Annotated in this window: 23 protein-coding genes; 6 read left to right on the forward strand and 17 right to left on the reverse strand. The window is 43.3% G+C overall.

Going from position 1 to position 22,790, the window contains the following annotated elements:
- The first annotated feature begins 550 nt into the window (after positions 1 to 550).
- The 3 genes from R7041_RS18020 to R7041_RS18030 all read left to right on the forward strand — a co-directional run bounded on the left by R7041_RS18020 (position 551) and on the right by R7041_RS18030 (position 1,307).
- Complete coding sequence (locus R7041_RS18020; protein WP_005380667.1) at positions 551 to 763, forward strand: cold-shock protein; 213 nt, start codon at positions 551 to 553, stop codon at positions 761 to 763.
- A 119-nt stretch (positions 764 to 882) separates the two neighbouring features.
- Positions 883 to 1,083 (forward strand): hypothetical protein, encoded by a 201-nt coding sequence (locus tag R7041_RS18025; protein ID WP_020196715.1) that lies wholly within the window; start codon positions 883 to 885, stop codon positions 1,081 to 1,083.
- A 65-nt stretch (positions 1,084 to 1,148) separates the two neighbouring features.
- Positions 1,149 to 1,307, forward strand: a complete 159-nt coding sequence (locus R7041_RS18030) for a hypothetical protein (RefSeq protein WP_171822351.1) — start codon at positions 1,149 to 1,151, stop codon at positions 1,305 to 1,307.
- Positions 1,308 to 2,133: 826 nt separating this feature from the next.
- Here the strand turns inward: R7041_RS18030 and R7041_RS18035 are convergent.
- The 8 genes from R7041_RS18035 to rppH all read right to left on the reverse strand — a co-directional run bounded on the left by R7041_RS18035 (position 2,134) and on the right by rppH (position 9,044).
- Positions 2,134 to 2,289, reverse strand: a complete 156-nt coding sequence (locus tag R7041_RS18035; RefSeq protein ID WP_020196713.1) for a hypothetical protein — start codon at positions 2,287 to 2,289, stop codon at positions 2,134 to 2,136.
- 202 nt (positions 2,290 to 2,491) lie between these two features.
- On the reverse strand, positions 2,492 to 2,701 hold the full coding sequence (locus R7041_RS18040; protein ID WP_005380677.1) for a cold-shock protein: 210 nt from the start codon (positions 2,699 to 2,701) through the stop codon (positions 2,492 to 2,494).
- A gap of 486 nt (positions 2,702 to 3,187) precedes the next feature.
- On the reverse strand, positions 3,188 to 3,982 hold the full coding sequence (gene thyA, locus R7041_RS18045) for a thymidylate synthase (RefSeq protein WP_137034316.1): 795 nt from the start codon (positions 3,980 to 3,982) through the stop codon (positions 3,188 to 3,190).
- A 2-nt stretch (positions 3,983 to 3,984) separates the two neighbouring features.
- Positions 3,985 to 4,557: a thymidylate synthase gene (locus R7041_RS18050; RefSeq protein WP_347880013.1), complete on the reverse strand. Its 573-nt coding sequence runs from the start codon at positions 4,555 to 4,557 to the stop codon at positions 3,985 to 3,987.
- 9 nt (positions 4,558 to 4,566) lie between these two features.
- Positions 4,567 to 5,388: a prolipoprotein diacylglyceryl transferase gene (gene lgt / locus R7041_RS18055; RefSeq protein ID WP_005381948.1), complete on the reverse strand. Its 822-nt coding sequence runs from the start codon at positions 5,386 to 5,388 to the stop codon at positions 4,567 to 4,569.
- Positions 5,389 to 5,475: 87 nt separating this feature from the next.
- The gene (locus tag R7041_RS18060) at positions 5,476 to 6,267 is read right to left on the reverse strand and encodes a sulfite exporter TauE/SafE family protein (protein ID WP_005385965.1); all 792 of its coding nucleotides are present in this window, start codon (positions 6,265 to 6,267) and stop codon (positions 5,476 to 5,478) included.
- Positions 6,268 to 6,273: 6 nt separating this feature from the next.
- Positions 6,274 to 8,520 (reverse strand): phosphoenolpyruvate--protein phosphotransferase, encoded by a 2,247-nt coding sequence (ptsP, locus tag R7041_RS18065; protein ID WP_005385966.1) that lies wholly within the window; start codon positions 8,518 to 8,520, stop codon positions 6,274 to 6,276.
- A gap of 2 nt (positions 8,521 to 8,522) precedes the next feature.
- On the reverse strand, positions 8,523 to 9,044 hold the full coding sequence (gene rppH, locus R7041_RS18070; RefSeq protein ID WP_005381953.1) for an RNA pyrophosphohydrolase: 522 nt from the start codon (positions 9,042 to 9,044) through the stop codon (positions 8,523 to 8,525).
- Between the two features lie 619 nt (positions 9,045 to 9,663).
- Here rppH and mutH point away from each other — a divergent pair.
- A complete protein-coding gene (gene mutH, locus R7041_RS18075) occupies positions 9,664 to 10,344 on the forward strand; it encodes a DNA mismatch repair endonuclease MutH (protein ID WP_005385968.1) in 681 nt (226 codons plus the stop codon).
- A 15-nt stretch (positions 10,345 to 10,359) separates the two neighbouring features.
- Here the strand turns inward: mutH and R7041_RS18080 are convergent, their stop codons facing one another.
- Positions 10,360 to 10,671, reverse strand: a complete 312-nt coding sequence (locus R7041_RS18080) for a DUF6482 family protein (protein ID WP_169701225.1) — start codon at positions 10,669 to 10,671, stop codon at positions 10,360 to 10,362.
- A gap of 154 nt (positions 10,672 to 10,825) precedes the next feature.
- On the opposite strand from R7041_RS18080, the gene R7041_RS18085 reads away from it, so the two are divergent.
- Positions 10,826 to 11,860 (forward strand): NADP(H)-dependent aldo-keto reductase, encoded by a 1,035-nt coding sequence (locus R7041_RS18085; protein ID WP_005381774.1) that lies wholly within the window; start codon positions 10,826 to 10,828, stop codon positions 11,858 to 11,860.
- 134 nt (positions 11,861 to 11,994) lie between these two features.
- Here R7041_RS18085 and R7041_RS18090 read toward each other — a convergent pair whose 3' ends face one another.
- The 7 genes from R7041_RS18090 to xerD form a co-directional block, all read right to left on the reverse strand.
- Entirely contained in the window at positions 11,995 to 12,246 is a 252-nt protein-coding gene (locus R7041_RS18090; protein ID WP_005381776.1) for a hypothetical protein, read from the reverse strand.
- A 529-nt stretch (positions 12,247 to 12,775) separates the two neighbouring features.
- Positions 12,776 to 14,110, reverse strand: coding sequence for a cyclic-di-GMP-binding transcriptional regulator VpsR (gene vpsR / locus R7041_RS18095; RefSeq protein WP_005385970.1), 1,335 nt, complete (start codon positions 14,108 to 14,110; stop codon positions 12,776 to 12,778).
- Between the two features lie 242 nt (positions 14,111 to 14,352).
- Positions 14,353 to 15,870: a lysine--tRNA ligase gene (gene lysS, locus R7041_RS18100; RefSeq protein WP_005382861.1), complete on the reverse strand. Its 1,518-nt coding sequence runs from the start codon at positions 15,868 to 15,870 to the stop codon at positions 14,353 to 14,355.
- Between the two features lie 34 nt (positions 15,871 to 15,904).
- A protein-coding gene (gene prfB, locus R7041_RS18105) for a peptide chain release factor 2 (protein WP_100068604.1) occupies positions 15,905 to 17,003 on the reverse strand; the annotation gives its coding sequence in 2 pieces (ribosomal slippage) (positions 15,905 to 16,927 and positions 16,929 to 17,003; 1,098 coding nt in all).
- Between the two features lie 173 nt (positions 17,004 to 17,176).
- A complete protein-coding gene (recJ, locus tag R7041_RS18110; protein ID WP_017635068.1) occupies positions 17,177 to 18,916 on the reverse strand; it encodes a single-stranded-DNA-specific exonuclease RecJ in 1,740 nt (579 codons plus the stop codon).
- A gap of 43 nt (positions 18,917 to 18,959) precedes the next feature.
- Positions 18,960 to 19,748 carry a bifunctional protein-disulfide isomerase/oxidoreductase DsbC gene (gene dsbC / locus R7041_RS18115; RefSeq protein ID WP_005381786.1) on the reverse strand — a complete coding sequence of 263 codons (789 nt, stop codon included), beginning with the start codon at positions 19,746 to 19,748 and terminating at the stop codon, positions 18,960 to 18,962.
- A 59-nt stretch (positions 19,749 to 19,807) separates the two neighbouring features.
- Entirely contained in the window at positions 19,808 to 20,725 is a 918-nt protein-coding gene (gene xerD / locus R7041_RS18120; protein ID WP_005381788.1) for a site-specific tyrosine recombinase XerD, read from the reverse strand.
- A gap of 157 nt (positions 20,726 to 20,882) precedes the next feature.
- Between xerD and fldB the strand changes: the two genes are divergently transcribed.
- Positions 20,883 to 21,401, forward strand: coding sequence for a flavodoxin FldB (gene fldB, locus R7041_RS18125; protein ID WP_005381790.1), 519 nt, complete (start codon positions 20,883 to 20,885; stop codon positions 21,399 to 21,401).
- 72 nt (positions 21,402 to 21,473) lie between these two features.
- On the opposite strand, the gene brnQ is transcribed toward fldB, so the two are convergent.
- Positions 21,474 to 22,784, reverse strand: coding sequence for a branched-chain amino acid transport system II carrier protein (gene brnQ / locus R7041_RS18130; RefSeq protein ID WP_085569645.1), 1,311 nt, complete (start codon positions 22,782 to 22,784; stop codon positions 21,474 to 21,476).
- Between the last annotated feature and the right edge of the window lie 6 nt (positions 22,785 to 22,790).

Consider the following 22,790-nt stretch of genomic DNA (forward strand, 5'->3'; position numbering starts at 1 on the left):
AACTCAGTATATTGTATAAAAGTCGGTCAACTTTAGGAGGTTTGGTTTCTCGTCTGAATTACGCAACAAAGCCCAGTGGATGAGTGAATTTGGCCATCAGATTAGAGTATTTTCAATACCGCTCTTAACCCTTTAAATGCAGCTAAATTAGCAAAGCCTCTATTAAGGTGTTGTCCAAAGGCTTATCAGCGGTGATCATCGCTAGCAATGTTTTGCCCCATTCAAAGTTAGAATTAGGGATCATGCTTGTATCGAATATCTGTTTTGCAATAATTATTTTTAATGATACTGTTGATTTCAATTCAGCCTTTCACTTTTTATGTCATTGATTTTATGGACAATAAAAATCAATCAAGAAATAGATATCTATTATGTTCATATAGTGTATAGTGTCAGAATCTCAAACGATGAGCTATTAGTAAAATATTTAGTTCAAGATCTTCTCAGTTTTTATTCGATTAAATTCGTCATATTTATCCTGCGATACCTTTTTCTTCATTCCTTATTTAGTAGCTTTCTTTTTAACTTAATCAATGTATCGAGATATATTATGTCAAATAAATCAACAGGCTTAGTAAAATGGTTTAATGAATCCAAAGGTTTTGGATTTATCACTCCTGATAACGGCGGTTCTGACCTATTTGTTCACTTCAAATCAATTGTTAGTGATGGCTTCAAAACATTATCTGAAGGCCAAAAGGTTTCTTTTGTTGTTGAACAAGGTAACAAAGGTCCTCAAGCGGATAATGTTACGTTAGTGTAAGATATTTATAAAAAGTCTCTTCTGTCGAGGAGACTTTTTTACTTTATTTTTTAATAAAGATTCTGAACGTTCGAAATACGAATAAAATAAATTTTTGGATCGATAAGATAAGAAGCAATATGAGAAAACCAGTAAGAAAATCAAGCAAGAAAACACAGAAAAACAACTTCGAAGAACGATTCGCTGCGATGGTAAAAGAATATCAAGAAGCGAAAGAAATTCTCGACTCTATGACTGAAAGTTCATCAGAATATTTAGCACAGAAAAAAGCATGCGATAAACTTTTTGCAAACGCGGAACGATACATTAATAAGAGATAATGAATTGAAATGGCTTTATTCTAATCTGAATAAAATCATCTTTCTTAGCATCAATAGGATGATATATGAGCAAGTTACCTAAACCGACACAAAAGCAGAAGCAATTTAGTATTAATCAGAAAGGGATTAAACGAATACCAGAAGAGTTGAAAAAAATGGGTGTTCGCAAACGCATAGAAGAGATTGAAGAACAAAAAAAGTGGGATAAAGAGTGGGGACTATGAGTTCACGAAACCTCTCTGAGCTTATCAATACGACACTCCTCTTACATTCCGAAAAGCTGAGCAACTTGGACCGAGACATGCTGACAGGTTTACGAGATCAACTTAATCGTGAGCAAACCTTGTCAGACAAACAATCCAAACTGTGTCAAAGGCTACTACGAAAAACGAATCATGATTGCTAACCAACGTCAGTCTTCACAGCTATCTACCCAGCTATCATCAAGCATCAAGCATCAAGCATCAAGCATCAAGCGTTATTCGACTTAGCATCTGATCCATTAAATCTCTAATCTTAATTAGTATTGCACCCTCTGGCGCATGATGCTCAGCTGAGCGCTTGGCGTTCGTTAGACTTTTCATGAAGATAGTTTCGCTATCCATCACGGTGTGTTTTAGGTCGGCATGGTCCTATTCCTTTTGAGGAGACGTAGTGGTGTGATGCTTTCAATATGGCATTGTTTCACGCTTAAACGTTCGAACTGACTTGGTTTCTGCCTAAAAGCTGGACTAGGCAAGCAACTGATTATCAAGGAGTATGGACGGCAAAAAACCATCATAGAATGGTTATTACCTCATCTCACAAACCTGAGCACTACGAGTATGTTTCATCGCTCCTACAGTTTAAGCAACTTAACGTTCCACTTGTCATAATATGATGTGTGCCCCAGATATTTCGTTGTTGCTATTTCCAAAGCTCATCTGTTGAAGAGCATAGTCTTTCTATGAGCAACCTTGTACAAACCTTACATTCAATATAATAAAATTTTTTTAGTGTATGATTCGCACTTTTTTAACTTAAACCAGATCTTCTTTCTACCGTGATTTTTCAAAGTAGTTCCTCTAAAACAACACCAGTCTCACCATTAGCAATCCTTTGGAGAAGGCTATTCATCTTTATTTTTTTATGTATTGATGTTTCTTTATTTTGAATAGATTTGTTTTTATTATTTCTATTCTCATTATTAAATATTTGATTAGACATATTATGCCCCTTTATAAAAAATTATAATTAAGGTGCACTGAACATAAGTATTTTTAGGATAGGTAATTAAGGAGATTACAGAGAGAAACTTGCTAGGGATTACGCTGGAAAACTATCTTTATATTTTATCTTGAAACAAATCTTTGTCAGAGCAACTACCTCGCCAGGCGTATGACGAGGCAGTGTAAATTCAATTGTAAGACTAAATAGTCGTTACATTTTCTGCTTGAAGGCCTTTAGGACCTTTACCTACAGTAAAGGAAACCTGCTCGCCTTCAATAAGCTTCTTAAAGCCATCGCCTAAAATGCTTCTGAAATGAACAAATAAATCATCGCCATTTTCTTGAGAAATAAAACCAAAACCTTTAGTTTCGTTAAACCACTTTACTGTACCAATTACTTGATTAGACATATTATGCCCCTTATAAAATTAAAATTAAGGTGCACTGAACATAGGTATTATTTTAGGATAGAGCATTAAGGAGATTACAGAGAGAAACTTGCTAGGGATGACGCTGGAAAACTTTCTTTATATTTTATCTTGAAACAACTCTGTGTCAGAGCAAAGACCACTATACAGATTAATTAAAAAAAATATACCTTTATTTTAAATTAATTTTTATATCATCTATTCAAACGCATTTTATCACAAAGGGTTCATCTTGATTCCGACGTTTTGCAGTCGGGAACATTAAGCAATAAATCAATACTGCCAAACGGCCTTTTTTGAGAGAGACTTGCTTGCGGCTGTCAAACTCGCCTTTGTCCACAAACGTGTTTCAGCGAATGGTCAAGAAAAATCATAAATGCCTAGCGAGTAGTGAACTATGCGTTTTGGCAGGGTGATGGTTTCACGCAATGAGACCATCACCTTGCTAAGCCTTTAGGGGCAAGCTGCTTATACGGCTACAGGAGCTTTGATATGAGGGTGAGATTCGTAGCCTACGATTTCAAAGTCCTCAAACTTATAGTCAAATAAGCTGTCAGGTTTGCGGTTGATTTTCAGCTCTGGAAGTGGATATGGTTCTCTTGAAAGCTGGAGGTTAGTTTGCTCTAAGTGATTAAGGTAAAGATGAGTATCCCCTCCAGTCCAAACAAAGTCTCCAACATCTAAATCACACTGTTGTGCAATCATATGAGTTAAAAGCGCATAAGAGGCAATATTAAACGGAAGCCCCAAGAAAACGTCGCAACTTCTCTGATAAAGCTGACACGAAAGCTTGCCATTTGCTACATAAAACTGAAACATCGCATGACATGGAGGTAGTGCCATCTCATCTACAAAAGATGGGTTATAGGCAACAACCATGTGTCTTCTGCTATTTGGGTTGTTCTTAATAGCATCTACCACATTCGCAATCTGGTCAGTGTGGCTACCGTCAGAATTAGGCCAAGACCGCCACTGATATCCGTAAACAGGGCCAAGATCACCATTCTCATCTGCCCACTCATCCCAAATACTTACACCATTTTCTTTTAGGTAAGTGATGTTGGTGTCTCCTTTCAAGAACCAAAGGAGTTCATGGATAATGGATCGTAAATGACATTTCTTCGTTGTAACCAGCGGAAAACCCTCTGATAGGTTAAATCTCATTTGATGACCAAAGACTGAAAGTGTACCTGTACCTGTTCTGTCTCCCCTTTCTGCACCCTCTTCAAGGATTCTTTTCATTAAGTCGTGATATTGTTTCATTGCTAGGCTCCTTGAGTAACTTGTAGTGGGTACTGGTAGTGACTACTAGTATTAAAGCATCTTAAAAGTCTTGATATAAAAGGCAACTCACTCACCCACTCACTAACTAGTAGTTTTTTGAGGGGTACTTTATTATAGAAGTTCAAGATTTCACCGCGGTCATCAACACCACGCGTTAAGTCATCCACTATCTTACGTAGCTGGTCAACATGACCACCATCAGGTTTCGCCCAGGCGCGCCCTTGAACCCCATAGACACGGCCCATGTCGTCTTCACCTTTACGGTATGGGTTATTCAACCAGGCATCATTTAGGTTGGCATTGGCATCCCAGGTTTTCGTGCCCAGCTTACGAAAATCTTCCGCATTATCGTAACCACGAATATACCCTAATAGCTCTGCAACGGCCGCTTTCCAAAAACTTTTACGTGTGGTGACCAACGGAAATTGATTGTTCGCAACATCGTAGGTTAAATCCGCGTTGATTACGGTCAGGCAGCGCTTGCCTGTACGCTCATTTTCAACCCAAACACCTTGGTCAACGATGCGTTGACACAAATCTAAATACTGTTTCACACCAATACCTTACTTCGTCTTTTGTGGTAACTCGTCTTTGTAATGACCACGTTTGTATGCCCAAACCATCATGAGGACACCGATAACCACCATTGGCAGGGATAAAATCTGTCCCATGGAAATAAAGCCACCGAATAAACCCAAATGAGCGTCTGGTTCGCGCACGTACTCAACTAAGAAGCGGAATGTACCATATCCAGCTAAAAATAACCCTGAAACAGAACCTAGAGGACGAGGTTTCTTGATGAACCAATTCAAGATGAAGAAAAGTACGATACCTTCAAGCGCCATTTCATAAAGCTGCGATGGATGACGTGGCAGTGGACCGCCATTTGGGAAAACGATCGCCCAAGGCACATCCGTTACTCGGCCCCACAACTCGCTGTTCATGAAGTTACCTAAACGCCCCATACCCAAACCAAATGGCACAAGCGGCGCGATAAAGTCAGCAACACCGAAGAAAGTTCGCCCGTTTTTGTGTGCATACCAGAACATCGCAGTAATCACACCCAGTAAGCCGCCGTGGAAAGACATACCACCGGTCCACACTTTAAATAGATACAAAGGGTCAGCCAGGAAGAGCTCAAAATTGTAGAAAAGCACGTAGCCTACACGGCCACCAATCACCACGCCAAGGAAGCCTGCGAACAACAAATCAGAAACCTGCTCTCGTGTCCAACCACTTCCAGGCTTATCCGCACGTCGGTTAGCTAACCATAGAGCAAACATAAAGCCCACAAGGTACATCAAACCGTACCAACGAACCGAAACAGGACCAATAGAGATTAAAACCGGATCAATATTGGGAAATTCAATATATCCCTGAGACATAAATCATTCTCTTCTTATCACAACAAAATAAATATACCCAAGTAACCTCTAGATGCTTGGTTCAGCGAGAATGACTTGGGTACAAACTTAGAGCAGCATGGTCGCTGCAACAAACATTAAGAACACCGCGAATATCTTTTTTAATACCGCAGTTGGAAGGTTAGTTGCCAGCTTCGCACCCACTTTTGTTGTGAGCATCGAGGCCATAGCAATCGCTAATAAAGCGGGAAGATAAACATAGCCAATACTGTATGAAGGTAAGCCTTCCACTTTATAGCCATGTAAGATGAAGCCGATCATACCAGAAATAGCAATCACGCAACCACAAACGGAGGATGAGCCCACCGCTTTACGCATCTCTATCCCATGTTTATTTAAAAATGGTACCGACAGTGAGCCACCACCAATACCAGCAAGGCTTGATACGACACCAATTCCCGTGCCGTAAACTACAGTCACAGGGCTGCTCGGCATAGGTTTACTGCTCGTAACTTTAATGGAACGAAACATTTGTACTGACAGGCAAAGAACAATGACACCAAACACTTTCGGCAAATAGTGTGTAGGGATCCACTCAGCAATATTGGCACCAACAAAGCCACCAATGACCACACCAGGCATCAACCATTTTACGACAAACATATCGACATTGCCGAGCTTAAGGTGATTCATCGCCGATGAGCCAGACGTGACAATAATACTCGCTAACGAAGTGGCTAAGGCCATGTGCATACTCATTTCTGGAGAGATCCCAGCAAGAGGAAGCAAATACAACAAGGCAGGAACAACAATCAAACCACCACCGATACCGAGTAACCCCGCCATCACACCCACAAAAGCGCCTAGCGCCAACAATAACAAAAATAAAGAGACGGTCACGATTTCCTACTTTTTACCTGCACGGATAAAGCCCGCAAAGCCCTGTTGAATGAAGAAGTCATGCATCATTTGATGAATGTCCTCCCCATAGGACTTTGTCATTGCTTGCTCCGCTAATTTTTCTAATTCTTCTTGTTGACTATGACGAATCAAATATTTCACCTTAGCCACGTTGGAGGTGTTCATACTCAAACTGGTATACCCTAACCCAAGTAAGAGAAGAGCGCCAAATGGATCACCCGCTAGCTCACCACAAATACACACGGGCACCTGATATTTATCACACACCTCATGGATTTGCTTAAGCGCTAACAGTACCGCAGGATGCATAGATTCATAGACATCCGCTACGCGCGAATTGTTCCTATCTACCGCTAATAAATACTGAGTTAAATCGTTTGTCCCGACAGAAACAAAATCAACACGGTGAGCAATCGTTGGCAACAGATACACCATCGATGGTACTTCAATCATGACCCCAATTTGTGGGAATTGAATTCTATCATCAAGCAAAACGGCTTCGCTGTGAGCTTGATTAATCAAGCTAATGGCATCGTCTAGCTCTTTTACCCCTGACACCATTGGCAATAAGATACTTAAGTTTCCGCTTTCTGCACTCGCTCTTAACATTGCACGCAGCTGGATCAAGAAAATGTCTGGATGATCCAATGTAAAACGAATGCCACGCCAGCCTAGAAACGGATTATCTTCTTCGATGGGCAAATACGGCAAAGGTTTGTCACCACCAATATCCAAAGTACGCATCACTACTCGTTGATTCGGATAGCTGTTAAGTATTGCTTGGTATTGATGATACTGCTCATCTTCCGAAGGAAAGTGATGCTGAAGTAAAAATGCAATCTCAGTTCGGTACAACCCAACACCATCAACACCTGTGTTGATGGCAATATTACTGTCTGCACTGAGTCCCGCATTCAGCATAATTTCGATATGGTGATTATCTTGCGTAACCGCAGGGAGTGCGAGGTCCTTGTTTACCATGGCAAACAGTTCAGACTCTTCGCTTACTAAGCTGCGATACTCTCGCAACAACTGGCGGTTTGGCTCTAAGAAGATCTCACCCGTATAGCCGTCGACTATCCCGAGTTTGCCATTCACCACATCCGGATTAATGTTGGCGCCCATGACTGCAGGGACCCCAAGAGCTCGAGATAAAATGGCAGCGTGAGAGTTTGCGCCTCCCTCTAATGATACGACGGCTAACAAAAACTCTTTAGGTACAGAAGCGAGCAAGGTGGCAGTGAGTTCGTTCGCCACCAAAATAATGGGACGATCAATTGCAGAATTTTCTTGCTCACTGTTGTGCAGAAAATAGAGCAGCCTTTGCCCTAACTCTCGGATATCTTGCGCTCTTTCACGCATGTATACATCCGACATTCTTGCAAATCGATTCGAGTATGACTCTACAACTTGGCGTAACGCCCAGTCTGCCCTATCTCCTTTTTCAATCTGCTTCTTCAAATCACCGCGAAGCATCGGATCATTCAGTAAGTGAGTAAACAGATCGAAGATCGCCAGCGCATCTTTGTTGATTTCACTGTCCAGCTTTTTCCGCATACGGCGAAAGTCATTTAACGCTCGCTCTATGGCCACCAGTAATGTCTCGTGCTCGCGTTCCTTATCTAACGTGGACGAAGGGAAAACATCCGATAAACTCGGCTGGGTATTGTCGAACCAAAACTCTCCAATCGCGACACCAGTAGACGCAGGCAAACCTTTTAATACCGTGGGTTTAGATGCTAACTGCCAATGCCCAAGATTCTGCGCATGTGCAATGAGCACCGCTAACTGAGCGGATAAGGTAACAAGAAACGATTCTTCCATTTCACTAAACAAGCGCGGCGTTTTTTGTTGGATCACCAACACACCTAAAACTTGTTTACGATGAATGATTGGAGTAGCTAAAAAAGAGTGGTAAATCTGTTCGCCGAGTTGAGGAAAGAATTTGAACTCGGGGTGTTTTGAGGCTTCGGCAAGGTTAAGGGGTTCAGCGCTTCGTTTTACCAACCCAACCAAGCCTTCATTGAAGTTGATATGAATACTATCACCTTCAAAAATAAGGCCTTGAGTTGCCATTAACTCAAGGCGCTGCATTTCTTCATTAGCAAGATAGATAGTACAGCACTCAGTACTAAGGGCAGCACAAGTCTCTTTCACCAATATATCGAGTGCCAGATGCACATCATCGACCCTGGAGACTTTCTCAACTATTTCCCTTAGCTGACTGAGCATGATTATCCTCTACGTTGCTTTTTTCTTTTCCCTTTCGCTTTTCTCTCTCGAAAAGGCATGGCTAAGGATGCAAATTCTTTCATCGCTCGTCGATAAACATCTCGCTTGAAAGAAACAACTTGCCTAACTGGATACCAGTAACTTACCCAGCGCCAACCATCAAATTCAGGGGATTTTCCGCGTTGCATATTAATGCGAGACTCATCGCATTCTAATCTCAGCAGAAACCATTTCTGTTTTTGGCCGATACAAACAGGCTTGGAGTCCCAACGCACCAATCGCTTTGGTAGCTTATATCTTAACCAATGACGACTTGTTGCAATGATCTTAACGTCTTTTTTCGTTAAACCGACTTCTTCGTATAACTCCCTGAACATGGCTTGTTCAGGGGTTTCACCTTCGTCAATCCCACCTTGTGGAAATTGCCATGAGTGTTGCCCGTATCGTTTAGCCCAGAAGACCTGACCATGGTTATTACATATCACAATACCAACATTAAGTCGGTAACCATCGCCATCTATCACTGGCTAACCTCTATGAATAAATTTTTTATTACCGTGATTTTTCCACATATCCCCATTACTAGCAAACTTACTGATGTGATATGAGCAAGATTTATTACCTTTTCACCATTTTTGGATATCTTTTAATCAAACCATACCTTATCAACACAAGAGTGAGACATTGCCCACATTTATTCACCTTTTCTGTGAATAACTTTGTGAAGAATTCAATTCAAATGAGTAATTCAGTTCAATCCCATCAAAAGCAAAACAGATGAAGAAACAAAAAAATAAACATAAAACATTGATAAAAAAGTATTTATTTTTAAAAACAACGATAATTCGATCTTCAGTTTCTTGATGATCTTTTCACCAAACTCAGATCGGTCAAAGATCCACCAACAGGCTATTTATCCACACTCACCTGCTATTCGTTTAGATGATTACAACAAAATCAACCCCAAAAATGCATTTTAACCCCTGTTTATTCATACAGACCCCGCCAGGATCTTATCAATACCTCCTCCACCTGTGGATAAGTTATGAATTGATCGTTCTTACACCGCCTCGGTGAAATCTTAAACAGTAGATTTGGTCGGAGTTTGATAAACTATATTTTTTGTAATACCACCTTGTAACTATGAAACCAGAACCACAAACAGAAGCAGAGCTATTGGAACGAGCGCATGATATGGCAGGACTCTGTTTTGCTGAGTTGGCCGCCGAGGCGAATATGATTGTTCCTGAAAACTTAAAACGTGATAAAGGTTGGGTGGGTCAATTACTCGAATGGCACTTGGGCGCTCCAGCTGGCAGTAAACCTCAACAAGATTTCGCAAAACTAGGGATCGAGTTGAAAAGTATTCCGATCAGTTACTCTGGCAAACCTTTAGAAACAACCTTTGTTTCTGTGGCCCCCCTCACTGGTGTTCATGGTCTTACATGGGAAACAAGTCATGTTCGAAACAAGCTATCTCGTGTCCTTTGGGTACCCGTAGAAGGAGAACGAGAAATCCCACTCCCTGAAAGACGTGTGGGCAGTCCACTAATTTGGTCACCAGATGAAGAAGAAGAACGGATTTTGCGAAATGACTGGGAAGAGTTAATGGAGATGATCGTCTTGGGAAGATTTGATCAAATTTCCGCCAGACACGGAGAAGCGCTGCATCTTCGCCCTAAAGCCGCAAATGCAAAAGCGCTCACCGAAGCATACAACTCAAATGGTAAGCCGATGAAAACTCTGCCCCGAGGCTTTTACCTTAGAACACAGTTTACTGAACAGATCTTACTCAAGCACTACATTAACACTCAACCAGAATAAAACCATATCAGCTATTTAGTGCGTCACGAGCGATAACTCAATATCGCAGTATGAGGCCGCCTCTTCAGTGCCACATTCGTCATACGCATTGCGCAGCCTTAAATACGCTTTATCGATCCCTAGCCTCAATAGTTCTTCTTTTACTAAGTCTAGAGAGCCAAAATGTATCGGGTCTTCACCGTCTTTAATCGGCTCAAGTTGATGCTTGTACTCCACAGCTAAAAGATAGTCAGAGACATCAGAACACCCAATCACAAATACTTTGGGAGTTTTATAAGTATCTTTATGTGGACCATGTAGCCACATGTCCAATTGATGCTTCTGCATAACATACCTCCTTCACACGATCATTTAAGTGTAGTTAGGCTAACTGTAGCTTTCGAGTTTGCTCTTCCTTTATACGTAAATCATTTGCGATTGCGGCTAAAAATCCCCTATATTGGAGTCACTTATTTAGTCGGTAACTCTTCAAGGACGTGATATGCAATACACAAAACTACCGCACTCATCACTTGAGATCAGTAAAATCTGCCTCGGCACTATGACGTTTGGCGAGCAAAACACAGAAAAGGACGCCTTTGAACAGCTCGACTTTGCCCTCGATCATGGGGTGAACTTCATCGATACCGCAGAGATGTACCCTGTACCGCCAAACTCGGAAACACAAGGGCTCACCGAGCAATACATCGGTAATTGGTTAGCAAAAAGCGGCAAAAGAGAGAAAGTAGTACTGGCAACAAAAGTGGCAGGCCCTCGCAATGTTCCTCACATTAGAGACAACATGAGCCTTAATCGTCGCCACATCCATACAGCAATTGATGACAGCCTTAATCGTCTACAAACCGATTATGTCGATTTGTACCAACTACATTGGCCGCAGCGTCAAACCAACTGCTTTGGTCAACTCAACTACCCATACCCTGACAAACAAGAAGAAGTCACGTTAATTGAAACGTTGGAAGCGCTTACTGAATTAGTGAATGCAGGTAAAGTGCGCTATATCGGCGTATCCAACGAGACGCCGTGGGGGGTGATGTCGCTACTGCGTTTGGCAGAAAAGCACGATTTGCCAAGAATTGTCTCCATTCAAAACCCATATAACTTATTGAACCGCAGCTTCGAAGTTGGCTTGTCTGAAATCAGCCATTACGAAGGCGTTCAGTTACTTGCCTACTCTCCTTTGGCATTTGGCTGCCTGAGTGGTAAATACCTAAACGGGGCAAAACCTGAAGGCGCTCGATGCACTAAGTGGGAGCGTTTTGCGCGCTACTTCACTCCACAAGGTGTTAAAGCGACCGAAGCTTACGTCAATTTAGCTCAAGAGCATGGTCTAAACCCTGCACAAATGGCGCTCGCGTTTGTCAATCAGCGTCCATTTGTTGCTTCTAACATTATCGGAGCAACAAACCTAGACCAATTAAAAGCCAATATCGACAGTATTGATTTGCAACTTAGCGACGAGCTACTTACTGAAATTCAAGCAATAGGTACAACTTACTCGAATCCTTGCCCTTAACAGTAAAGCTCCCTTCAAACGAAAACAGCTGATCTTCAAGATCAGCTGTTTATCCAATGAAGTCATACTTCATATAAAAAGTTAAGCGTGTTGAATGACTCGTTAGCAACTCAGTCAGTCCAACACGCTAACCATTACGTCATTATTCGCGACGTTAAGACTCGACGAAGGTGACGAACTCGACGTTCAACTTTTACTGCATCCGGAACATTGGCACGTGTAGAACGACCATCGCGATCTAAACCAATATCCCTCAATAGATGAACATTCGTCCATGGAATATCATGAGCAGTTCGGCGTATGGTACGCTGCCATTGTTTTTCTTCGCGTTTAAGGTCTGCTTTCAATAGCAAAGTGGCCAATTGTAGGTAAATAGAGTGACGCATAATATTTTCTCCGATTATCGATGTATTCGACTGGGAAAAAATAGTGCGTAAAATGAACAGAAATATTCTGTTGATACTAAGCCGCTACTTTCCCGCAGCCTAGTAATAAATATGATAGGTTACGGATTAATTTTTATCTTGTGAGCCAGTGGTATTGGTATCATCCGATTTAAGGGTTATCGGAGCGATAGGCATACGATCAGCGCAAGCAGTGGTGTTAACAACGTAATGTTTCATCTTGCGCCTCCTAGCTAAAAATTAATCCGTTTATGAAAGGTATAACTCATTGAGTTACGGTTAAATTGTAAGCTTTGATGAATATATATCAAACATTTTTTGCCTTTTTGATTAAAAACAAATCAATACACCGCAATTTAGTTTCATATACTTTTATGTATAACATATTCACCTGAGGAATATATAAATTTGCGGATTTTATAAATCAAACCAAACAAAAATAAAAAGAGCGGCTCTGTGGCCACTCTCTTTTATTGTATTTATTCGCCTATTTAACACAGGGAAAGGCCAACTACATGGCTTGTTCGGAAATCAAGTTATGTTTATTAAGTAGTCGATACATGGTTGCACGCGAAACTCCGAGCTCTTTCGCCGCATTTGAAACTTGACCAGAATGAGATTCCAAAACAACCAGCAACGCATCACGTTCACTCTTCTCTCGGATTGATTTCAAGCTGCGCTTTGAGTCATTACGTTGAGGTAAATCTAAGTGATGATCTTCAATCATTACGCTGTCGGACATTAATACCGCTCGCTTCACTTGGTTCATCAGCTCACGCACATTTCCAGGCCAGAAATAACGTGTCAGTGCCTTGAATGCATCCTCAGAAAAGCTTTTTGCTTGCGAGTTGTACTCTTTTGAGAACTCTTGTAAGTAGAAACGAGCCAGCAATGCGATGTCACTCGCACGTTCTTTCAAGCTAGGGACATTGATGCGCAGAACGTTGATGTAATGGTAAAGCTCTTCATTGAAGTCACCGTCAATCAAAGCTTTTTCAACATCTGACGAGTTAGCAGCAAGAATACGCACGTTAACCGCTTTTACGCCATCTTTGGTATCAATGGTGCCTTCTTGCAAGAATCTCAGCAGATTCATTTGCTGCTCTTTTGAAATGGTAAGAATGTCGTTAAACAACACGGTGCCGCCATCTGCTTGTTCAAGCAGGCATGCTTCCATATCTTCATCGGCGTTAATACCAAATACTTCAGCTTGGAAACGTTGTTCATTGAGTGCGCGACAGTTAATTGCCATAAACGGTTTATGAGAGCGTGAAGAGACTTTATGGATGGCCCTAGCAACCGCCTCTTTACCAGTCCCACTTTCCCCAGAAATCAGAATGCTGACGTCTGTTGGACCGATGCGCTTCACTTGATCGCGTAAACGTTTCATCGGGATAGATTCACCGATCAGCCCCATATCTAAACTGCTACCAAAACTAGGCCAAACTTTTTTCTCCAACTTAAGCATGCCAAGCTGGTGACCTATTGTGCTTAATAACTGTGCATCTGGGATCGGCGCTGTAAAAAAATCGATACAAAAGTTAACAATGAACTGGCATATGGTGTCAGTGCCAAGCTGAGATTCACGAATAAACGCTAACCAACGTACGTGTTTGTGAGAGCTGACTAAGTTCGCCAAACCATTCAAGCTGAACTCGTCATGGCTGAGATCAACAATACCGATACATGGACCAATATCTTCTAACAGCGTATTAGCTTTGCGTAAGTCACCTACTTGGTGACACTTCCAGCCCACTTGCTCCAGTACCGATAACCAAGGCTCATAAGTACCGCCAACTACCACAAGCGATCCCGGGATGGAATCCATCTTAAACTGCCCAGCCATTCTCTAACCCTTTTTCATTGTTAATAGAAATTTTGTGCCACAAACTTATCTTTGCGAGCGGGTAACATTATCGAGACTCCGCCCCCTCACGTCTGTCTCAGTATTAAGACTATGCAATAGATTGAGATTTGGCGAATGTTTATTTGCATATCCCATTAAAAGGCAAATGCAACAACTTGAATCAGCTTAACTAAAAGGCAAAAAAAACCACCCGAAGGTGGTTTTTTACTCATCCTATCGAATTACGCCTGCGGGCGCATTGCAGGGAATAAGATCACGTCACGGATAGTGTGCGTGTTAGTCAGTAGCATAACCAAACGGTCGATACCGATACCTTGGCCTGCTGTTGGCGGTAGGCCGTGCTCTAGAGCAGTGATGTAGTCTGCATCGTAGAACATTGCTTCGTCGTCACCAGACTCTTTCGCTTCAACCTGTGCTTTAAAGCGTGCATCTTGGTCTTCAGCATCGTTAAGCTCTGAGAAACCGTTCGCTACTTCACGGCCACCGATAAAGAATTCAAAGCGGTCTGTAAAGAACGGGTTGTCATCGCTACGACGAGCTAGTGGAGAGATATCTGCTGGGTAGCCAGTGATGAACGTAGGCTGCATTAGCTTAGGTTCTGCTGTTTCACCAAAGATCTCTTCAAGAAGCTGACCACATGTCCAGAAAGGTTCTACTTCAACGTGAACAGATTTCGCGATAGAAACCATTAGATCACGGTTTTGTAGGTCTTCTTCTGTTAGCGCTTGGATTTGCGCGTGGTCTGGGTTGTAGTGCTTGATTGCTTCGAACATGCTCATACGAGTGTAAGTACCACCAAACTCAACCGTTTCATCACCGTAAGGCATTGACGTTGAACCTAGAACTTCTTGCGCCACTGAGCTTAGTAGTTCTTCAGTTAGGTCCATCAGATCTTTGTAGTCTGCGTACGCCATGTAGAATTCCATCATTGTGAATTCTGGGTTGTGACGTGGAGAAAGGCCTTCGTTACGGAAGTTACGGTTGATTTCGAATACGCGATCAAAACCACCAACAACTAGACGCTTCAGGTATAGCTCTGGCGCGATACGTAGGTACATTGGCATGTCTAGTGCGTTGTGGTGCGTGATGAATGGACGCGCACTCGCACCGCCAGGGATAACGTGCATCATTGGCGTTTCAACTTCCATGAACTGCTTAGAGATCATGAAGTTGCGGATTGCAGACATTACTTTAGAACGTACTACAAACGCTTGACGAGAGTCTTCGTTAACGATCAGGTCAACGTAACGTTGGCGGTAACGCATCTCTTGGTCAGTTAGACCGTGGAACTTCTCTGGAAGTGGACGTAGTGCTTTGGTTAGCAACTCGTACTCTTCCATGTTCACGTATAGGTCACCCTTACCAGACTTATGAAGTGCACCTTTAACACCGATGATGTCACCGATATCTAGACCTTGGTATTTTTCTTTAAGTACTTTTTGAACCGCTTTGTCAGCATAAGCTTGGATACGGCCAGAAGTTTCTTGAATTACCAAGAATGGACCACGTTTAGCCATGATACGGCCAGCGATTGCTACTACGTGGTTAAGCTCTTCTAGCTCTTCCTTCGTCTTTTCACCGAACTCTTTCTGAAGGTCGCCCGCTAGTGCGTCACGACGGAAGTCGTTTGGATGGCCGTTCGCTTTGCAGCTCTTTCGGATTGCATCCAGTTTAGCGCGGCGTTCAGCAATCAGCTTATTTTCTTCTAGTACAGTTTCGTTTTGAACAGCATCAGTCATTTTCGATGTATCCTGTTTTTGTCGGTGAAAAGCTTTATAGACCTGATTTCAGGCTAGCTTCAATAAATTTGTCCAGATCGCCATCAAGAACCGCTTGAGTATTACGGTTTTCAATGCCCGTACGGAGGTCCTTAATACGTGAGTCATCCAATACGTAAGAACGGATCTGGCTACCCCAGCCAATGTCAGACTTAGCGTCTTCATTAGCTTGTTTTTCCGCGTTTTGCTTTTGCAATTCAAGCTCAAATAGCTTCGCTCGAAGCTGTTTCATTGCCTGATCTTTGTTCTTATGTTGAGAACGGTCATTCTGACACTGAACCACTGTGTTCGTAGGTACGTGCGTAATACGTACCGCAGATTCTGTGGTGTTTACGTGCTGACCACCTGCGCCTGACGCACGGTAAACGTCAATACGTAGGTCGGAAGGATTAATGTCGATGTCGATGTTTTCATCAATCTCTGGATAGATGAACGCAGAAGCAAATGACGTATGGCGACGACCGCCTGAATCGAACGGAGATTTACGAACAAGACGATGGACGCCCGTTTCAGTGCGTAACCAACCGTACGCATACTCACCAGAGATGCGAACTGTTGCCGACTTAAGACCCGCGACTTCACCTTCAGAGACTTCAATCACTTCAGCTTTGAAGCCCTTCGCTTCTGCCCAACGTAGGTACATACGCAGCAGCATGTTAGTCCAGTCTTGTGCTTCTGTACCACCAGAACCTGCTTGCAAATCGATGTAACAATCAGAGCTATCGTGGTCGCCAGAGAACATACGACGGAATTCAAGCTTTTCTAGCTTCTCTTCCAACTCAGCAAGTTCTGGTTCAATTTCGTCAAATGTTTCTTGATCTTCTTCTTCTACAGCCAGCTCAAGAAGACCTTCTACATCTTCCACACCTTGCTCTAGTTGATCAATGGTTTCAACAACCGCTTCTAGTGATGCACGCTCTTTACCCAGTGCTTGCGCACGCTCAGGTTCGTTCCATACATCTGGTTGTTCAAGTTCTGCGTTGACTTCTTCTAGACGCTCTTTCTTCGCGTCATAGTCAAAGATACCCCCTCAGGACATTTGTGCGCTGAGACACGTCCTGCAGACGGTTTTTAATTGGATTGATTTCAAACATGTTTACTCAACATTTTAGAATAGAATTTAACCGAGAAATTCTACTGAAAAATGTGACCGAGATACAGGAAAATTTCGGATGAGAAATCAGATTGCGGTGAGAGAGAGCACGGTCATAAAATTTTACGCCCACTTAGGGGCAACCGTACTCTATAAGAAAGGTTAATCTAGGTATTACTTAGCTTCGATATGGTCGATCATCAATTGCAATGATTGATTACCACGAAATTCATTCACATCCAGCTTATACGCGAGACGTACTGTTTTAACCGATGCATCTGGCCATCGGCGTAGATCAACATTGAATGCAATGCCGTCGATCATCACATTCGTAGGGTGACCTTTATAAAGCGGCTCTAACATCAATTTAAGATGCTTCTCACCCACCAGCTTTTGATGCAGTACTTTAAACTCACCATCAAAGATTGGTTCAGGGAAGGCTTGTCCAAAAGGGCCACCCGATCGCAGCTGTTCAGCAACATGCATAGAGAACTCTTCCGGCTTAAGTTCACCATCTGACATGATCACGCCTTTTAGCGCCGCTTCATCGAGTTCCTTTTTTACCACTTCATCAAACAAACGACTGAAACGCTCAAAATCCTGCTCTTTAATCGTTAAGCCTGCTGCCATGGCGTGTCCACCAAACTTGATGATCAAACCCGGGTTTTGCGTATCGATGAAATCCAACGCATCGCGCATGTGTAGCCCCGGAATAGAACGACACGAGCCTTTAATCGTCCCTTCTCCGCCATCAGCAAATGCAATGACTGGACGGTGAAACTTCTCTTTAATGCGCGAAGCCAAAATACCAATCACACCTTGATGCCAATCACGTTGGAACAAGGCTAGGCCATAAGGAAGCTCATTGCCTTCACCAAACTGAAGGCGCTCACAGAAAGCCATCGCTTCTTGCTTCATGCCTTCTTCAATCTCTTTACGAGTTTGGTTCAAGCCATCCAATTCACTTGCCATGCGACGAGCAGCGTGGATGTTGTTACACATCAGCAGTTCAACACCGAAAGACATGTCATCAAGACGGCCTGCTGCGTTAATACGTGGACCTAAAGCAAAGCCAAAATCGGACGCAACTAAACGACGCGCATCGCGCTTAGCGACCTCAATTAACGCTTGGATGCCGGGACGCGCTTTGCCCGCACGAATACGTTGCAAGCCTTGGTGTACAAGAATGCGGTTGTTTTCATCCAATGGAACGACGTCGGCGACGGTACCCAGTGCAACAAGGTCAATCAATTCCATCAACTTGGGCTCTTGCATCCCCTGTTCTGCAAACCAATTGTGTTTTCGCATATGAACGCATAGTGCCATCATGAGATAAAACGCGACCCCTACACCCGCAAGCGCTTTAGATGGAAAGCTACAGCTCTCAAGGTTTGGGTTCACCATTGCATCCACATCAGGCAACACTTGTCCTGGCAAGTGGTGATCGGTAACAAGCACGGTAATGCCATTTTCTTTTGCGTAACGCACGCCTTCGATTGATGAGACGCCGTTATCCACCGTCATGATCATCTCAGCGCCAAGCTCTAAGGCTTGGTCAACGACTTCTGGGCTTAACCCATAACCGTCTTCAAAACGATTTGGCACTAGGTAATCCACATTGTGACTACCAAGCATGCGCAGCGCGAGTACTGATAATGCTGAGCTTGTCGCGCCATCAGCGTCAAAATCACCGACAACGATGATGCGTTTTTGTTCTTTTATCCCCTGAAACAAAAGATCGACAGCTTGCTCAATCCCCCCGAGTTTTTGATATGAATGCAACCCACGGGCCGACGTTTCTAATTGTGAAAGATCCGTTATCCCACGGTTGATGTAGATACGTTTAAGAATCGGAGGAATGGAATCAGGAAGAAGGGAAAGATCAGGTTCAGGACGTCGTTGAATTTCTATCATGCTTAAAAGAGCCGACAACTTTGCCGACTCTGCTCCTAATGGATTATAGTTGCTTTAAACGTTTCAATAGCTCTGCAGGTGGTAGGTAGCCACCAACCATTTCGCCATTCGGTAAGAAGATTGCTGGCGTACCAGAAATACCCAATTGGCGACCTAGATTGTAATGCGCCTGGATGGTTTCTTTACACTGTTTCAGGTCTTTCGCAGGGTTATCAAATGTACGATTCACTTTCGCGTTGTGCATTGCCGACGCCGGATCTTCAGCACACCAAATCGTTGCCATTTGTTCTGCCACAGGGCCAGTTGCACCTTGGCGAGGGTAAGCCATGTAACGCACTGTAATACCTAGATCATTATAGCCTTGCATTTGGCTATGCAGACGCACACAGTAACCACATGTGATATCGGTGAATACGGTCACAACGTACTTTTCATCGTCGGCTTTGTATTCGATCATGCTATCGGAGAACTGCGCAATTTTCTCGGCGTTAAGCGGCGCTTGACGCTCTGCTATGACATCTTTGTAACTGCCATCATCATTAATGGCATAAAGCGTACCGGCGATAAAATGGCTACCATCATTTGAAGCAAACAGGATCCCGCCATTGGTTTGAATTTCCAATAAGCCAGCGACGTCTGATGGTTGAATATCAACGATAGATAAACCAAGCTTTGAGAACTTAGTTTTTAATGCTGCTTCATCAAAGCCGCTTTGTGCAGCTGGCGCCACTTGTTGCGCAGGAGTCTCCGTTTGAGCCTGACTTTCTTCTGCACCACAAGCGGTAACAAAAAATGGTAAAGTCAGCAGAGTTAGTCGGCGTAATACGCTCATGAAATTCACCTTAATGTAAAATCGTTTTTCCAAGAGGACATGGATGAATCTAACCATTGTTATGCTCTTGGGTGGTGTTGACTGTGGATCTGCTTCAATCGTTCAGTCGCCACGTGAGTATAAATTTGCGTGGTCGATAAGTCACTATGTCCTAAAAGCATCTGTACGACCCTGAGATCTGCGCCATAGTTCAATAAATGCGTGGCAAAGGCATGACGCAGTACGTGCGGCGACAGCTGATCAGTATCAATCCCTGCTATCAAAGCATAGTATTTAATACGGTGCCAAAACGTCTGACGAGTCATCTGTCTTGCGCGTTTACTAGGAAAAACAATATCAGATGATGTATCACCAAGTAACGCAGGGCGCCCTTGTTGAATGAACGTCTCGATCCAATCGACCGCGTTTTCCCCCATAGGAACCAGGCGCTCTTTACCACCTTTACCAGTCACGCGCACCACCCCTTGGCGCAAGCTAACATTTTCCATGGTCAAACTGACGAGCTCTGTCACACGCAACCCTGTCGCGTAGAGTAGCTCTAGCATCGCTTTATCGCGCAATTCTATAGGGTCATTCGGGTCTGGCGCTTCGAGCAACGCGTCCACTTGCTCTTCACTAATATCTTTGGGTAAACGTTGTGGCAGTTTAGGGCTAACCAAGAGCGCACTCGGGTCATCAGCGCGCACCTTCTCACGATGCAGGTATTGGAATAAACGGCGAATCGCCGACAACATACGCGCACGAGACGTCTGTTTGTAATCTAAATCTACAAGGTGGCTTTGATATTCTTGCAAGCCAGACAAACTGATAAAATCAAGACGGTATCGATGTTTCTCCATCCACACGAGCAGCTTCATTAAATCGTTTCGGTAGGAAGCCAACGTGTTCTCTGATAGGCCACGCTCCATCCACATCGCATCTAAGAATTGCTCAACAAGCGAAAAATCTTGTTGATTGACAGGCTGTTGTGCCGTCATGAATGCTTCCTTATCTGTTTATATTTACAGTATTTAGATTAAAGCACCTGCCAATCCAATACCATAAAAAATCATCCCACATAGGATATTCGCTGCAATCTTCCTCAATTTATGGTTAGAATCTTCCACAACAGCAACACAAATAACGACGAATATAATGAAAATCGGACTCTTTTACGGCTCAACGACCTGCTACACCGAAATGGCAGCAGAGAAAATTCGTACCCTTATTGGTGAAGACCTTGTCGACATTCACAATGTGAAAGAGACACCGTTATCACTAATGGCGGACTACGACTTATTACTCCTTGGCATCTCAACTTGGGATTTTGGTGAAATTCAAGAAGATTGGAACGCGATTTGGCAAGACATCGCGACCACACCACTGAAAGGCAAAGTTGTAGCGCTGTTTGGTCTGGGTGACCAAGAAGGTTACGGAGAGTGGTATTTAGATGCGATGGGCTTACTTCACGATGAATTGCAAGCCACAGGCGCAACCTTTATCGGTTACTGGCCAAATGAAGGCTACGAATTTGAAGCATCGAAAGCATTGATCGAAGATGGCAGCAAGTTTGTTGGACTTGCGTTAGATGAAGACTCACAGTACGAACTGAGTGATGAACGCATCGAAAAATGGTGTGAACAAGTTCTTGTGGAATTCCACGACACGCTTTAATAGCGCAAACACGTCATCATTAAAAAGTAAAAAGCCCGATGAAGTAATTCATCGGGCTTTTTATTATCTTGATTACGCGGTTTCTTGTGCTAGCTCTGGGCGAGGTTTCGCGATGAAGAACATGCACACGATAGCCGCAAATGTTGGAAGCACCCAACCCATGCCGACTTCGAATAGTGGCAACATGTTAAACGCAGAAACATCAATACCCGATACTTTTGCCGCATCAACTAACGCAAACAGCAGAGATACAAGCAGTACCGCACGGTAAGCAAAGCGTGGATTCGGCAGTTTGCTGCGCACAAATGTTAGTGCAACCAACGCAATCGCCACAGGGTACAGCGCAAACAATACTGGCACTGACAGAGAAATCAGCTGCGCAAGACCAACGTTTGCAACCAATGCACAAACAGAACCATTAATCAGTACCCATTGCTTGTATGACAGTGGTGTTTTCGAGCTGAAGAAATCTGAACACGCAGAAATCAAGCCAATCGCGGTTGTCAGACACGCTAGCAATACGATGACAGACAGAACGATTTGACCGTATGGACCAAACAACGCTTGAACGTATTGGCTAAGCACTAGGCCACCATTATCAGCACCAGCAGCAACCGTTGCACTCGTCGCACCTAAGTAAAATAGTGAGATGTAAACAAACGCAAGACCAGCAGCAGCAATACAACCTGCATAGATCAGATATTTAGTAGTTGCAGAGCGCTCAGTAATGCCTTTACCGCGCAGTGCATCAACCATCAGCATACCAAACATCAATGACGCGAACGTATCCATTGTGTTGTAGCCTTCTAAGAAGCCTTTGGTCAGAGGCTGCGTTAGGTATTCACCGTGCGCGCCAATCATATCGCCCTGAGGATCAAGGAAGACAGCGGCAGCAAGAATGATCAAACCAACGAACAATGCTGGTGTCAGTACTTTACCGATAAGATCGATCAAACGGCCTTGGAACCATGAGAACATCATCGCTGCGATAAAGAAGATCACTGAGAACGCTGTCAGATGCGTTTGTGACGCCTCAAGGAAGAAAGGTTTCACCGCCATCTCGTAAGCCACTAGGCCAGTACGAGGCGCTGCAAACGCAGGACCAATGATGATGAAAATCAGTGCAGCCATAAGAACTGCCGCTTTTTTCGGAAGATCTTGCGTCAAGTGATCCCAAGAACCACCAGCAACAGCAATAGCAACGATAGTAATAAGAGGTAGACCTACCGCTGTTAGCAAGAAACCAAACATAGCTGGCATTAAGTTTTCACCCGCTAACTGACCCGCTAGAGGTGGAAAGATAATATTGCCCGCACCTAAAAAGAACGCAAATAGCATAAAGCCTACTGCGATAATATCTGTTAGTTTTAACGTCTGCTTCACAGATAA

The organism is Vibrio sp. 1751, from assembly GCF_033339895.1.
Taxonomy (GTDB): domain Bacteria; phylum Pseudomonadota; class Gammaproteobacteria; order Enterobacterales; family Vibrionaceae; genus Vibrio; species Vibrio alginolyticus.